General features: G+C 35.4%; 20 protein-coding genes. 7 read left to right on the plus strand and 13 right to left on the minus strand.

Annotated features, from left to right (window positions below):
• Positions 1–46: 46 nt before the first annotated feature.
• On the minus strand, positions 47–598 hold the full coding sequence (locus U9M49_RS10595; protein WP_095371719.1) for a glycerol-3-phosphate responsive antiterminator: 552 nt from the start codon (positions 596–598) through the stop codon (positions 47–49).
• A gap of 82 nt (positions 599–680) precedes the next feature.
• Positions 681–1,484 carry a class I fructose-bisphosphate aldolase gene (locus U9M49_RS10600; RefSeq protein WP_095371718.1) on the minus strand — a complete coding sequence of 268 codons (804 nt, stop codon included), beginning with the start codon at positions 1,482–1,484 and terminating at the stop codon, positions 681–683.
• A gap of 260 nt (positions 1,485–1,744) precedes the next feature.
• Between U9M49_RS10600 and U9M49_RS10605 the strand changes: the two genes are divergently transcribed.
• On the plus strand, positions 1,745–2,056 hold the full coding sequence (locus U9M49_RS10605) for a PadR family transcriptional regulator (RefSeq protein ID WP_180316920.1): 312 nt from the start codon (positions 1,745–1,747) through the stop codon (positions 2,054–2,056).
• Between the two features lie 11 nt (positions 2,057–2,067).
• Positions 2,068–3,243: a chromate efflux transporter gene (gene chrA, locus U9M49_RS10610; RefSeq protein WP_322909757.1), complete on the plus strand. Its 1,176-nt coding sequence runs from the start codon at positions 2,068–2,070 to the stop codon at positions 3,241–3,243.
• Positions 3,244–3,280: 37 nt separating this feature from the next.
• Here the strand turns inward: chrA and U9M49_RS10615 are convergent, their stop codons facing one another.
• The 7 genes from U9M49_RS10615 to U9M49_RS10645 form a co-directional block, all read right to left on the minus strand.
• Positions 3,281–3,514 (minus strand): hypothetical protein, encoded by a 234-nt coding sequence (locus tag U9M49_RS10615; protein WP_095371716.1) that lies wholly within the window; start codon positions 3,512–3,514, stop codon positions 3,281–3,283.
• Positions 3,515–3,673: 159 nt separating this feature from the next.
• Positions 3,674–4,006, minus strand: coding sequence for a YxiJ family protein (locus U9M49_RS10620; RefSeq protein WP_095371715.1), 333 nt, complete (start codon positions 4,004–4,006; stop codon positions 3,674–3,676).
• A 106-nt stretch (positions 4,007–4,112) separates the two neighbouring features.
• Entirely contained in the window at positions 4,113–4,289 is a 177-nt protein-coding gene (locus tag U9M49_RS10625; protein ID WP_095371714.1) for a DUF6366 family protein, read from the minus strand.
• Between the two features lie 80 nt (positions 4,290–4,369).
• On the minus strand, positions 4,370–4,819 hold the full coding sequence (gene yiaA / locus U9M49_RS10630) for an inner membrane protein YiaA (RefSeq protein WP_411675023.1): 450 nt from the start codon (positions 4,817–4,819) through the stop codon (positions 4,370–4,372).
• A 38-nt stretch (positions 4,820–4,857) separates the two neighbouring features.
• Positions 4,858–5,145 (minus strand): hypothetical protein, encoded by a 288-nt coding sequence (locus U9M49_RS10635; protein WP_095371712.1) that lies wholly within the window; start codon positions 5,143–5,145, stop codon positions 4,858–4,860.
• Between the two features lie 138 nt (positions 5,146–5,283).
• Positions 5,284–6,060, minus strand: coding sequence for a VanZ family protein (locus U9M49_RS10640; protein ID WP_322909758.1), 777 nt, complete (start codon positions 6,058–6,060; stop codon positions 5,284–5,286).
• A complete protein-coding gene (locus U9M49_RS10645; RefSeq protein ID WP_307316080.1) occupies positions 6,021–6,383 on the minus strand; it encodes a PadR family transcriptional regulator in 363 nt (120 codons plus the stop codon). The genes U9M49_RS10640 and U9M49_RS10645 overlap by 40 nt, the downstream gene beginning before the upstream one ends.
• A gap of 221 nt (positions 6,384–6,604) precedes the next feature.
• Between U9M49_RS10645 and U9M49_RS10650 the strand changes: the two genes are divergently transcribed.
• The 4 genes from U9M49_RS10650 to U9M49_RS10665 all read left to right on the plus strand — a co-directional run bounded on the left by U9M49_RS10650 (position 6,605) and on the right by U9M49_RS10665 (position 8,354).
• On the plus strand, positions 6,605–6,853 hold the full coding sequence (locus U9M49_RS10650; RefSeq protein WP_322909759.1) for a hypothetical protein: 249 nt from the start codon (positions 6,605–6,607) through the stop codon (positions 6,851–6,853).
• The gene (locus U9M49_RS10655; RefSeq protein WP_180316918.1) at positions 6,844–6,999 is read left to right on the plus strand and encodes a hypothetical protein; all 156 of its coding nucleotides are present in this window, start codon (positions 6,844–6,846) and stop codon (positions 6,997–6,999) included. Before U9M49_RS10650 ends, U9M49_RS10655 begins: the two co-directional genes overlap by 10 nt.
• A 27-nt stretch (positions 7,000–7,026) precedes the next feature.
• Positions 7,027–7,554: a ClbS/DfsB family four-helix bundle protein gene (locus U9M49_RS10660; RefSeq protein WP_307316087.1), complete on the plus strand. Its 528-nt coding sequence runs from the start codon at positions 7,027–7,029 to the stop codon at positions 7,552–7,554.
• A 416-nt stretch (positions 7,555–7,970) separates the two neighbouring features.
• On the plus strand, positions 7,971–8,354 hold the full coding sequence (locus U9M49_RS10665; protein WP_307316088.1) for a hypothetical protein: 384 nt from the start codon (positions 7,971–7,973) through the stop codon (positions 8,352–8,354).
• Positions 8,355–8,582: 228 nt separating this feature from the next.
• Here the strand turns inward: U9M49_RS10665 and U9M49_RS10670 are convergent, their stop codons facing one another.
• Genes U9M49_RS10670 through U9M49_RS10685 form a run of 4 tightly spaced genes read right to left on the minus strand, consistent with a single transcriptional unit; the run spans position 8,583 to position 13,221 of the window.
• Positions 8,583–8,984 (minus strand): hypothetical protein, encoded by a 402-nt coding sequence (locus U9M49_RS10670; RefSeq protein ID WP_307316089.1) that lies wholly within the window; start codon positions 8,982–8,984, stop codon positions 8,583–8,585.
• A 4-nt stretch (positions 8,985–8,988) separates the two neighbouring features.
• Positions 8,989–10,383: a sensor histidine kinase gene (locus tag U9M49_RS10675; RefSeq protein WP_307316090.1), complete on the minus strand. Its 1,395-nt coding sequence runs from the start codon at positions 10,381–10,383 to the stop codon at positions 8,989–8,991.
• A complete protein-coding gene (locus tag U9M49_RS10680) occupies positions 10,380–11,051 on the minus strand; it encodes a response regulator transcription factor (RefSeq protein WP_307316091.1) in 672 nt (223 codons plus the stop codon). Before U9M49_RS10680 ends, U9M49_RS10675 begins: the two co-directional genes overlap by 4 nt.
• A 49-nt stretch (positions 11,052–11,100) precedes the next feature.
• Positions 11,101–13,221: an MMPL family transporter gene (locus tag U9M49_RS10685; protein ID WP_322909760.1), complete on the minus strand. Its 2,121-nt coding sequence runs from the start codon at positions 13,219–13,221 to the stop codon at positions 11,101–11,103.
• Between the two features lie 352 nt (positions 13,222–13,573).
• On the opposite strand from U9M49_RS10685, the gene U9M49_RS10690 reads away from it, so the two are divergent.
• A complete protein-coding gene (locus U9M49_RS10690) occupies positions 13,574–14,239 on the plus strand; it encodes a DNA alkylation repair protein (RefSeq protein ID WP_322909761.1) in 666 nt (221 codons plus the stop codon).
• Positions 14,240–14,333: the final 94 nt, after the last annotated feature.

Raw genomic sequence — 14,333 nt, forward strand, 5'->3', positions numbered from 1 at the left:
GGGGGTTATTTCTCATGGACACTGAACCCTCAAATCTATTTTGTTGTCAAAATAACCATAAAGAAGATTGACTAGTTGTTACAGCCAAAAAGCCAGCTTTAAAAACAGAATCAAGTTGTTCTTTTTGATCAATAAATCCACCTGCCAACAAAGGTGTATGTGGTAAAACCTCTCTAATACGTTTAATATACTGTGTTGCAAATGGACCTGGTAAGACTTCTACTGCATCGAATTGCGATCCATTTAAAGCACTGAGAGATTGTTCAAAAGAACGTGAATCCAATAGAAAAATTCGATAGATTGCTATTAATCCTATCTTCCTCGCTTGTTGAAGTACACGCTGATTAGGTGAAATGACCCCATCCACTTTAAATAAATCCTTCAACCACTTTACTCCTTTTGCATCCTTTGTTAACCCTTCGACTAAATCAATATGAACAAGTACCTTTTTATTATGTTCATGGCATCTTTTTGTTAATTGACCTAAGTTCCCAATATGAACATCAGATAACAATATAAATGGTGACTGACTCTTTAAAGCATCATCTAAATATTTTAACTGTCGAATGGATGGGATAACTGTTTTTTCATTAAACATATGACACCTTCTATTTTTTGATAATTTTATCGTAAAACGCTTACATAATAGTGTCAATCTGTTCTACTTCAAGTCTATGATCCTATCTTTGGCTTAATGCCTTATAATCCTGATAGGCATCGGCAACAGTGCCACCTTTATGAATAATCGTATGGAGTGCCGCTATAGCAGCAACAGGATGTTCATTTTGCGTTACGTTTCTCCCTACCGCTACTCCTTTCGCTCCCACACTCATACAATGATGAACAAATTCAAGATATTCTTGAAAATCATTTGTTTTAGGCCCGCCTAATGCTAATACAGGCCGTTTAGCAGCTTGAATAATTAACTGATCATCTTTTGTACCAGTAAATCTAGTTTTTATAATATCTGCACCTAGTTCCGTTCCTAGTCTAGCAGCAGTAGCAATAACGTCAGGACTTTTGGAAGCCTCATTTGTTACAGCATAACCATAAGGTAATGTTTCACACATATAAGGCATCTGCCAGTGATCTGCTTCTTTCGCTAATTTCAAAGCAATATCATGAGCTACTTCCTCATTTTCAGCACCAGGGAAAGTCATAGAAATGACCCCATCTGCTCCTAAGCGCACTGCATCTTCAACTGAAAAAGCAGCTTGTGTATACGGTACACTTGGATCATAAATTTTACTCGACATATCCACTCGCAAAAGCATCCCTACATCTGGAAACTCTTCCTCATAGATATTGGCCATTCCGTAAGTAACTAATATGGCATCTAAACCTTGGTTTACCATTTGAGGTAACACATGAATGGCCCTATCAATCCCCTCTGTTTTGTTAGAAAAGTAATAGCCATCTAGGGCAAGCACTAATGCTTTACCGTCTTCAGCAAATATTCGACGCATTCTTCTCTTCTTAGACATCCAATCTCTCCTTTTCAAATAAAAAAGACCTCATAAATACCCATTAACTAAACATTAGCTAATGTATTTATGAGGTCTCACGTCAACACATGACCGTAATTTTTTATATATTTTGTTTTAACATATTTATATTATCAGAAAAAACAATAAGTAGTCAAAGTTAATTTTCATTTATTAATTATTTACATCTAAAGTCTTTTATATTAATATTGTTATCGAAAACCGATATCGTTATTAGAAAACAAAGGGAGTCCTTATGGTTGGAAAACAATAAGATATTAAGAAAGTTATTTTTAGGCTTTATCCATATTCATATTTTACATCATGCCAAAGAGCATCCCATATATGGAAGCTGGATGTTAGACGAATTAAGAGAACATGGTTATACCATTAGTGCAGGTACTCTATACCCTATATTCCACGGAATGGAAGCTGATGGTTTGTTGCTAAAAGAAGACCAATTGGTAGATGGAAAAATAAGAAAATATTATCGCATTACTGAAAAAGGTGAAGCTATTTTAATTGAAGCAAGAGCAAAGGCCTATGAATTATTCAAAGAAATTAAAGAGTAAAGGAGTCCTGCATGCAATACTTTAAAAAACTACTTGAGATTTTCATTGTATCAACAAGACTTGGTTTCACTTCTTTTGGTGGACCAGTCGCACATTTAGGTTATTTTCATCAGGAATATGTTCGAAAAAGAAAATGGATGGACGAAAAAAGTTATGCTGATCTCGTAGCATTAAGTCAATTTCTACCCGGCCCTGCAAGCAGTCAAGTCGGAATTGGCATTGGTGTCATGAGAGGTGGCGTTTTAGGTGGGATTGTATCTTTTATTGGCTTTACAATGCCCTCAGTCATTGCTCTTATTTTATTCGCTTATTTTGCTCAACAGCTTGGTCTAATGGAATTTGGCATCATCCAAGGGTTGAAAATAGTTGCTGTAGTCATTGTTGCTCATGCCATTTTAGGGATGGCTAAGAGTTTAACCCCTGACTTGACTCGAAAATCAATCGCTTTATTCGCGCTATTAATTACCTTACTTATTCCCCATAACCTATCGCAGATTGGGGTCATTCTGGTAGCTGGATTGCTTGGTTATTTTATGTTTAGTAAAAAAGAGGAGCATGACGGTTTATCATTACAAGTACCATTTTCAAAGAAGGTAGGATTGGTTTGTTTAAGTTTATTTTTCGGGCTTTTAACCATCCTTCCGATTTTAAACAGTATAATTTCAAGTACTTGGCTAAGTATGGTTGACAGTTTCTACCGGGCTGGGGCATTGGTATTTGGAGGAGGACATGTAGTTCTTCCCTTATTAGAAAGAGAATTTGTTCCTACTGGATTCATTAGTGAGGAAGCCTTTTTATCTGGTTATGCCGCTGCACAGGCTGTGCCTGGTCCACTATTTACCTTCGCAGCATTTATTGGCGCTGATATGAATGGTTGGTTAGGAGGCATGATTGCAACATTTTCTATCTTTTTACCTGCCATACTACTTATCTATGGTGTCTTACCTTTTTGGCATGCATTAAGGAAGAATCATCACATAAGAGGAGCATTTATTGCCATTAACGCTGCTGTTGTTGGAATACTAATATCAGCCTTTTATATGCCCATATGGACGAGTGCTATTATTACGCCATTAGATTTTTCCTTAGCAGCTATATTATTCTTTATGTTGGTTTATTGGAAACTCCCCCCGTGGCTCATTGTTTTAGCTGGCGCAATAGGGGGAGTATTGATAAAAATGACTTGAACACCTTTAAGCCGTTATTGCAAAATAACGGTTTACTTTATTTTTGCTTCATCTTCAATTGATTTTCTAGCTCCGTTACACGATGCTCTAGTTTCTGCCTTTCATCAAGCTCCATTCTTAATTTCTCCTCCATCAATTCTCCGTTTTTTAAATACCTTTTAATGACCTTACTCGCTGCTACAAATACAATGATAAGTAAGGTAGGAATGATAAGAACAAATGTCAATATTATGATTCCATTCACCAATGAAAACATATCCCCAAACCCCATGGCTTCTACTCCCAACTAAATGAAAATCTTATTGCTTAATTAGTATATAGGACACATTTTCCTATAGCCACTCTTTATGTACCTAAATATATAAGAAACAACTAATAGCATAAACTGAAATTTCAGCTAATAAAAATTTGTTTCCATATTCATTAACTTCTACTCCACCAAATACGTTAACAGTAACACACGTACCTCATCGTACATCCTATATTCATCTAAAAAATGAGGATAATTTCTCATTATCCATTTTAAAAATTCATATGTAGGGAAATGCTCAAAAAAGTTGGATGTCAATAATGATACTTGCCTTTGTGAAAGCTGATCTATGCGGTTATTGGCAATGTAACTTAGACTACCTGCTATATTCATCCAGTATGTATTTAAATCTGCAGATAAATCTTCTAATGGATATGAATCACCAAAATCATTATAGATCTTTGTTAAGTCTTCAAAAGGCATGGGATGATATAGATTTTCCCTTTTTTCCATTAACTGTTCGAATATTGTTTGTTTATTGAATACCCACCACCGATTAGACGCTATTTGTTAACACAGGGAAAATAAAGGTTTCTATCGAGAGCTACTTTTCCCAGTATCAAAAGAACCACTGATAAAAGAAAAAACCCCCAATAACAATGATTACGAGTAAGAGTAAATCCTTCCAGCCCATCCCACTTACATCAGGGGACGGACTCTGACTTTTATTGATGCTATCATTTAGCGTAACTGTGGGTTGGTTCTCTTCCTTTTTCTTTCTATCTTCTGATGGCATTCATACACCCCTTTTTGTTTCGGACTGTAGGGAAAAGCAATAGATAGCTATATTTACTGCATTTTCCCTTTTTTCCTCTATTATTCTCGATCCCTTGCAGCTTGCGTATCACGAATATTCTTTTGCACTGCGACACTTGCAAATAAGCTAAGGACAAAAGCCATCGCATAAAATCCCTTTTCACTTAGAATAATACTACCAGCGTTATATAACCCAATGGCCATTAATGAAACGGCGACAATTAAAGCGAACCAACTGATCCCGTAATAAATACCCGTCACAGAAATACCATCTTCCTTGTCTCTTACCGCCTTTTGTAAAGAAACAGCGGCATACAATCCAAATATTAGAACAGCAAAATAATAGCCCTTCTCATTGAGTTCCATTGCAGCATTAAATAGACCAATTATATAAGCAGTCACACCTACTAATAGGGCTGCCCATGAAGCACCTTTAAAAGCTGCTGATGGTTCCCCTTCTTTTCTTTCTTCTTTCACTTTATTACTTGTCTTTTTCGCCTTTTCTACCATCAACTCTTCATCACTCGACAATATAACCTCCACCTTTCTTAACTCCACCACATGGCTAACACAAAAGTTGACCAGATTGACATGATGAAGCTTATAATAACTACCACTCCAAGAATCTCCAAGTATTTTACCTTCATTTTATGTTTAATTACTCTGTAAAATGTTATCGCAATCGCTAGCATATAAAATAAATAACTGCTTATCGTTACGATTGCTAAAAAAGTGAGTGGATAAACATTAGGCAAAATGGCATGAAGGGAATAAGCAAAATCTTGACCAAAAATGGCCAATACCGAGCCAAGAAGTAAACAAATGATCACAATCATCTTATACCTCATTTTGTTTAATTTAGTGTAATTATACACTTTTCAAGCTCGTTTAGAAACGTTTATTTATGAAAAATCTAATTTTTGAGAATAAATACCTAAAAAGAGTTGGTTCGTAAACTCGAACCAACTCTTCTTTTATCCTTTATTCAGTTTTAAATTAGCTTCCTTTATGAACAAATTCACCTTAAAGATCGTTTTAAACATCAAGTAACCTACCATTGCACCCATCGTATTGAGGATAATATCATCAATATCAAACTGGCCGACCTGCAAGAAAAACTGTAGAAGCTCAATAGAAAAACTCGCAGTAATGGCCGTGATGGTTACGACTGAAAAAAGACGACAATGTTTAAAAAGCACCGGGAGCAATAATCCTAATGGCAGAAAAATAAGGATATTTCCAATTGTGTTAGTGATAATAATATCCAAATTAAAGCGATCAGCACCTAAAAGATAGGTGATTGTCGTTTTAAAAGGAATAATATTTACATTCATGCCCCATTCAGATAAATTAAAGTTAAAAAAGCTCATTTGTGCTTCTCTTGAGAAAAAATAAAAATTATCTACATAACCATTAGCGTAATTCATTACTCTCTCCAAGAGCCGACCGATAATTAACTGCCATAAGACGACTAGCGTAAACAATGAAAACAGCAACCAGCTACTCACTTTATAGAGCCGATAGAATGGGAAGATAGATTGATTATAACCATGTGCAATACTTTTCTGATTGCCAAAATCAGCTAGAGCCAACTGTACGGCCTCTTTTTCACTCTTGCCATTTTGCCTATGTTCTTGTTTCAGTAAAAAAATATGGTCTTTCATTTCATCAATGATCTCTTGTTTTTCAACATGATCACAATCAATTGTATTTACAATTTGGTTGATATAGGATTCAATCTCTTTGTCCACTTGAGCCCCTCCGTTGTTACGTTAATCAAATCATTCACTTTTTGCCACTCGCCTAGTTTCCTACTTAATTCTGTTTTTCCCCCGTTTGTTAATTGATAATACTTCCTTCGACCACCAAGCTGTGAATCTTCCCAATACGCTTCAATCCAGCCATTCTTCTCCAGCCTCTTTAAAGCCGGATACAATGTCCCTTCACTCATGTTATACAACTCATGACTGTTTTCCTTTAAGCTCTTCACCATCTCATATCCGTACATATTTTTTTTAGATAATAATGAAAGCAATAAAATATCAATACTACCCTTCATGATTTCTTTGTCCATTCTGTTTCTCCTTTATTTGGAAAGTCGCTAAATATATTGTAATACGATGTACATCGTATTACAAGGTAATTTGTACAATTATTGACTTTATGGACTGAACATACACATTTTTTCAAACTTTAAAAATATTATCATGTAAAACAAGGAAATATTTGTTATTATTTTTGTAGTAGAAGAATCTTTTTTCTGCCTTAATAAGAATTTAAGAATGGAGAGAAAGTGTGCTTAAAATTCTACAAATGATCTTATCTATTCTCGCTTTAATTACCATTACATATATTTTCATAACGGAAGATTTCACATTGCAGCCATTGTCGTTACTGCTATTAGGGTTGATGTTACTTATTATGACTATTACTCTATTTCAACAAGGTCATAAAGGGATCGCTTTATTTTGCGCCATTGTGATGTTCATACATATGATTGTTTTCATACAAAATATCGTCTATAGGGGTATACTATGGAATTAATATACGTTTTTATTATTTTTCTTATTCTATTTCTCATTAGTGCTGTGCTTAATATTCTGTTGAAAATGACAAGAAAAAGAGACTGGCTGATTACTTTATTTATTAGTGTTTTTTTAAGCATTATTATTTACGGGGTGCAACAATAGATTTGAAAATGGAGGGATATGGCCGAAATGGATGATACAAAGGAACGCCTCATACAGGAAAGTGAACAACATTTCCACTCATTAATGAAACTGATTGAATCTGTTCCTGTAAGAAAAAGAAGCCTTTCTATCGAGACAGCTGAGCGGGATAAAAATTTTCGTGATATTCTTATGCACCTATATGAATGGCATGCGATGTTGGAACGCTGGTATAGAGAAGGCATGGCCGGAGATACACCATCCATGCCGGCACCCGGGTATAAGTGGCGAGATATTCAACCGCTTAATCAACAAATTTGGGAAAACTACCAAGATATGAAACTCAACCAAGCAATCATGAAATGTAAATTAAGCCATGAGCGAATCATGAACATTATCAGGACCCATACCACTGAAGAAATCATAACCAAAAAGCATTACAAATGGACAAAAACAAGCAATCTATATAGCTATTTTGCTGCGAATACATCCAAGCACTACTTGTGGGCAATGGGGAAATGCGAAAAGATTATTGTTGAAATCAATGCAATGAATTTGGTGGTAGACAAGGTGTGAATAGCTCTTTGATGACCGGTTTATCACTTTTAGCTCATTATTCTCCTTATCAATTGTGGAGGTTTCTTCTTTTGCACCACTCTCAGTTCAACTTTCTCTCTCGAATGCGTGATTCGCATTTTGCAACGTTCTCTAATCAGTGTAGAGATAAAATAAAGTCTCTTTTAAAAAATAGTTTTTTAAATATTTTCCTTCTACTCATGGAGCAGGTTAGTTGAACAAGGATATTTTTAGCCAAGAGAGAATATAAATTTTAGTAGGAAAATAGATATGTTTTGGTAAGAGGTATTCATTGAAAAGAGCGCCCAGGAATTAATAGTGTGGAATCAAAATGGATCGTCAGCTCTTTTTCGTCTTGGTGCAGGGTGCTTTAACCAAAAGAAAAACTAAAAAGAGTTTGGAGGAAAGATAAGGAAATGGAATTCGCGTCTCTATCATCAATTATTGTAGCAATTATCTTTATATCCATATCAGTCTTTCAAATATTACTTTCACTTGGTTATCCATTAGGTGAATACGCAATGGGTGGCTATTATAAGGTTTTACCCCAAAAATTACGTATTGTGAGTGTAATAAATGCCATAATTCTCTTATTTATGGGCTTTGTTTTTCTGCAACATACAGGTGTCTTGAATGGGTTTAGTTCTTTACCTACAAACATATTAGTATGGGTTATTACCCTATTCCTCGGTTTTAATACAATAGCAAACCTAATATCTCGAAGCAAGAAAGAAAGGCTTATTATGACACCATTATCAGGTATTACTTTTATATTATGTTTATTTGTTACTTTATCATGAGGATAGAAATGAAGGTCGAAAATTAATCTGTTGCTAAGGTAACGGAGCAGGTTCGGTAAATGTTATGATAGTAACTTAATCTAATTCTATCAATCTAACACAAGGTGATAAAAAAGGAGAAATGACAAATGAATTCAACGCTGCCATGCATCTAAAGTTGACGCCTTGCAATAAAAATAATGCGCCCTAAATCGATATCTAGAACGCTTTTATATAAAAATAAAAGAGTTATAAATCTTTATCCTGTTTTTCAATAAGAAAAGTAATAGGGACGAATAATAAAAATGCCATCAATAGTAATGTTCCTCCAATAATAAAAAGTACCATCACAAAAATGTCATTTAAATTAAATGGATTTAGGTTGTACATCCACATCCCTATAGTCAATCCGAAGGCCCCTATCATTCCCAAAATACTGTGGATAGAAACAAGCTTTTTATACTTAATTGTATATACACGATAAAAAATTCCCCATGCAAAGACAGATAGCCATCCTACTAGCAGAATATGTGCATGAATGGGCCTTAATGAATAATCCATATTCCCAGACATTTGAGAGCCAATGAATGTGCCTATTATTCCAAATATCGCAGCGAAACGAATTAATCGAATACTCCATATTTGTTCCATTTCTTCATTCTCCCTTATTTTTTTTTGTTTTTAGTAAAATTGTAAACGCTGTTCCTTCGCCCTCCGTACTGTCGACTGTAATTTTCCCTTCATGCAAATCGAGAATTTGCTTAACTATAGCCAGCCCTAGTCCTGTCCCATCTTTTCTTCTTGCTGAGTCAACACGATAAAAGCGATCAAAAACCTGACTGATAGCTTCAACATTCATCCCAATACCTGTATCTTTAATAATAATTGTAATCAGAGAATCTGTTTGAGAAAGGTTAATTAAAATACTCCCCCCATGAACATTATATTTTATCGCATTTGTAAGCAGGTTGTCCCAAACATTAATCATCAGTTCAGGGTCCGCTCTAAAATAAAGAGGGGGAAGCTTATAAGATATATCAATTTCTTTTTCTTCTAACCTCCATTGATATCTACGTATCGTTTGTATAAGCTGTTTATCTAATCGGACGTTCGAAAGCTTAATAGGATAAGATCTTTGATCAAGCGATGTTAAAAGCAACAGTTGCTTAGTAAGATTTGAAAGGCGCTTAGATTCGTCGTTAATAATTTGCAGATATTCGTTACGCTCCCTTTCTGTTAACTTATTCCCTTTCAAAATTTCTGCATATCCCTGAATATTCATCAATGGTGATTGGAAATCATGCGATACATTATTGATGAAGGCTTTTCGGGCTTCATCATTATGTTTCAATTGTGTTTGCATCCTGATGAAGCTGTCTATCAACTGGCCAATCTCGTCGTTTCTTTTAATTTTTAAAGAGTAATGGAAGTTCTCTTGTGCTACTTCTTTTACCGCTTCAGTTAACTTTGTTATTGGTTGTATAAGGTATTTAGCAAACCAAATCATCCCACTAATACTTACAAAAGCAACAGCAACAATGAAACCCATGAGAATCATGTGAATATCAGAAAAAAGCAGCTTGTTATCGGGGCGTAGGAATAGACCATATTGTTGTCCATTCTTGGTTAAGGGCACACCTACAGTATTTTTTAATTCATTTGAAAAATGACCCATCATGAAAAATTGATTTGAGAAATTATTCATTCCATGATAAATCTCATTATTATTAAGCACTTTTAAGGCTTCTTCAGGGAGTTCCTTGTCAGAAAAAGGTTGGCCAAAATAGTACTCTTCACCCGATTCACTTAGCACATAAATCTGATATCCCAGGTTAGAAAGTGATTCTAAATAAGGCTTAAAAGAGGTGCTCGAGGAATGCATTTTCTCAATTCCCGAAGCGATTTCTTCTGCAATCTCTACATTTTGCTGATCAACTTTATCTTTTGTCGAAGTCATGTAAACCCAATTGGCTAATAAAAACCCAATTATGATACTTATAGTTAAAATGACAATTGTGGCAAAGATGAATTTTCTATAAAGCGTCTTCATTGTATGACCTTAAGCTTATAGCCAATTCCTCGTATCGTTTGAATTTCCACCAATGATTGATTTCTTTTTAATCGTTCTCGGATGCGATTGATATGGGTATTAAGTGTTTGTTCGCTGCCTTCATATTCCAATCCCCACGCTTGCTCGATTAGAGCAGCACGAGGTGTAATTTTATTTACACGTGAAGCAAGGAGACTGAGTAGTTCAAACTCCTTTAACGGTAGAAGAATGGTTTGTTGATTAATCATTACCTCGAAGCTTCGACGATCCATCATTAAATTCCCCACTTTAATCACAGTTTCCATAGCCCGTTGCGTACGCCGTAATATGACAGCAACACGGAACAATAATTCTTTCACTTCGAATGGCTTAACAATATAATCTTCCGAACCGGATAGGAAGCCTTTTTCCTTATCATCCAGTTGATCCTTCGCAGTTAGTAGGATGACTGGGATAAGAAAGTCTTCTGATAACAGCTTGGTCAATTCAAATCCATTCATCCCTGGCATCATGACGTCAACAATAGCTAAATCAACTATCGAATCTTCTAAAAAAGATAGTGCTTCTTCAGCGTGATTAGCCCGATATACATGATAGCCCTCTCGGCTTAAGTGTATAGAAACTAGTTGTTGAATGTAGATATCATCATCTACAACAAGTATTTTCATAAAGAGACCCTCCTTAAAGTTATTATACAAAGAAGAATCTCTTTGTAGTCTACTGATCATTGTGAGAAGGATTTTTTTCTTTCTCAAATAACAGCATTAAAGCTGGTAGTAGCATTCCGCGAACAAGGAATGTATCTATCAGAATCCCAATTGCTACTATGAATCCAAAAACAAACAGATCCGCAATGGGCATAGTTGTTAAAGCAGAAAAAGTAGCGGCCAAAATAATACCGGCGGATGAAATGACTCCTCCTGTATTTCGTATTGAGATTTCAAGTGCCTTTTTTACTCGATGTGTTTTCCTTTCTTCAATAAAACGTGAAACAAGAATGATGTTATAATCTATTCCTAATGCTACGAGGAAGATAAAAGCATAAATTGGGACACGAGTACTTAAGGCCTCATAGCCAAACAGGGTATCTATGAGAAATATCCCGAGGCCTAAAGCTGAGACGTAGGAAAGTAAGATTGTTGCCATCATATAAATTGGCATCTTAATGGAACGTGTAAGAACGAATAATAACGCTAATATTAGTAAAGTTTCTAAAATAACAATCTTAATAAGATCATTGTTATTAATTGCTCGCTCATCTACTAACTTGGCAGTAACTCCACTAATATAGGCTTCTCCATCCACTGAAAGGTCCTTAAGAATCTCAGGTGTTTGATCCTGTAATTCCTGAATAAAGTCAATGGCTTCTGTAGAATAGGGACTGATAGACAAAGCTACATTCAATTTTATGGCGCTTGTATCATCATTTATTGCAGTCAATCGGACAGCTGCAACTTCGTCAAAGGTATACAGTTCTTCAATAATTGCCGTTTGCTCTTCTTGTGTCAGAGCTTCATCACTATCAATCAGAAATATGGAAGGAGCCAGCTCTCCTTTGTCATATTTTGTTTCAACAATTTCATATCCTACTCTCGAAGGAAGGTCTTCTGGGAAGTTTTTCACTGTGTCAAATTCATAATTAAGATTTATGACATTCAAAGCAGTGATCATCATAAATAAGGCAACGAATACACCGGATAAGACGGGTTTATTAACAACAAATTTTGCAATTGGGCCCCAAATACCATGTTTCACTTCTTTTTCCATCTTGAATTTCGGCACCTTTGGCCAGAATGCTCTACGGCCAAACAACGTAAATAAAGCTGGAACTAACGTAATTGATGCCAGCATAATAATGAACATTGCTATCCCGAAAATAGGAGCAAAGTTTTGATAATCACGAAAATCAGCGAAGAATAAAATGAGCATCGCAGCTAAAACTGTTCCACCTGCAAAGAATACAGGTTCTCCAGTTGCATGCATCGCATATTTCATCGCCTCGTACTTACTTTCATATTTGTTAAGTTCCTCACGGTAACGAGAGAAAACAAATAATGAATAATCAATGACAGCTGCAAACAACAAGATGCTCATAATTGAAGTCGTTGAGTTATTAATCTCAAGGCCCGCTGCACCCATTAAGGCCACACTTTGATTTACTACCTGGTAAACAATAATTGTAGCGAGTAAAGGAATAAAGGCAAGTAATGGTGAGCGATAGATGACAATAAGCAATATTAAAATAATGACAATTGTAGCAATAAGTAAGACAAAATCAGCTTGTTCGAACAATTTAACCGTATCTCCCGCAATTCCTGCCGGGCCTGTGATGTAAAAGGAAGTGCTTTCAAGATTTTTAGCAATATGATTACCAATTTCAGAAGCTTGTTCATTGATTTGCGAATATTCGTCATTACCAAGCCCTTGTTCTAGCTCCATTGGAACAATTAAAGTTGAACCATCTTCAGAGATAAAGGTATTCAACGCTTGTGGCTGGAGTTGGTTAATATTGAGAATTGATTCGACCCCATTAATTTCTTCAGCTAGTATGCCATCTAAAATCTGTTTAGATTCGTCGATATTTATGTCTCCATTTTCATTATGAAATACAAGTATTCCTGGTGTTCCTTGCTCATTTGGGAAAATGTCTTCTACTTTTTTTTCAGCGATGATGGATTTCGCTTCATCAGGCAGAGACTGGAAATTTGTTACTTTAAAATCACCAAGATTTGGTCCAGCACTTAATCCAACCATTAGTACTAACCAAGCAATAATCGTTATCCACATTCCTCGCTTAGTTGAAACCCAATTTGTAATAGGATATAGCAGTTTGTTCACAATCAAACCTCCTTAAAGTATTCGAATGTAATCATACTTAAGGAATATAAACTTAAAATTAACTTTTGGTTACAAGAATCAATGGAATAGATATTTTTGTTTATCTAAAGGGACGGTTAATTGAGAAGGTACATGATTATTGATGTTGAATAATAATATAAAGAAATTATATGGGAAAGGACAATTTTGTAATGTGTACGAAACGTACTACATATACACCTAATGCATTAATACGATATATGCTAACATATAAAAAACAGTGAACTTTGGGGGCACACCACCACGGATTAAAATTATATAGACCATCAAGGACATATTGTGAAACAGTGCTTTTAAAAAGGAGTTGGATAAAATGGATAAAAACAAAGATACAGAAATAAAGCGCTCTTCAAAAGCAGAACACATTCTACTTCAGATCAATAGTAAAACGAAGCTAGGCGACTTACGAAAGATCGCGAAGGATATTAAAAAAGATCACGAACTAGCTATGGAACTTTGGTCAACCGAAGAGTTTTTGCCTAGACTATTAGCAATCTTAATTATGGACAAAAAACTTCTTTCTCAAGATGTGCTAAATAAGCTTGATAAGGATATGCAGACTCACACTTTTGATGAGCGAAATAACTTAATGGATTGGTTAATGGCTAATCAGCTCACCAAAGACAAGAAGAAAATTGCATTGATGGAGTCATGGAAAAATAGTCCTTTTGCTCTTCAAAGGCGAGCTTTCTGGTATTATCAAGGGCGATTGAGATGGACTGGACAAACACCGCCTGATAACACCGCAGACTTGCTATCTGCATTAGAAGCTAATATTATGCAGGAGGAACCGGAAGTTCAATGGGCTATGAATTTCACCGCAGGCTGGATAGGCGTTTATGATGAAAAGAATCGTACACGTTGTATGAACCTTGGTGAGAAAACGGGTCTTTACAAAGATGAAAAGGTAGCAAAAGGTTGTACTCCCAGCTATTTGCCACTGTTCATTGCGATTGAAGTTGACAAACGAAAAAAATAATTAGTTACCACAGGGTTCATGCATTTGTGAACGTTGGAATACGAATTTGTTGCTTCAATATTAAATTACTTTATTATCAAGTAACCAATCAGTA

The organism is Cytobacillus sp. OWB-43, from assembly GCF_034651445.1.
GTDB classification, from domain to species: domain Bacteria; phylum Bacillota; class Bacilli; order Bacillales; family Cytobacillaceae; genus Cytobacillus; species Cytobacillus kochii.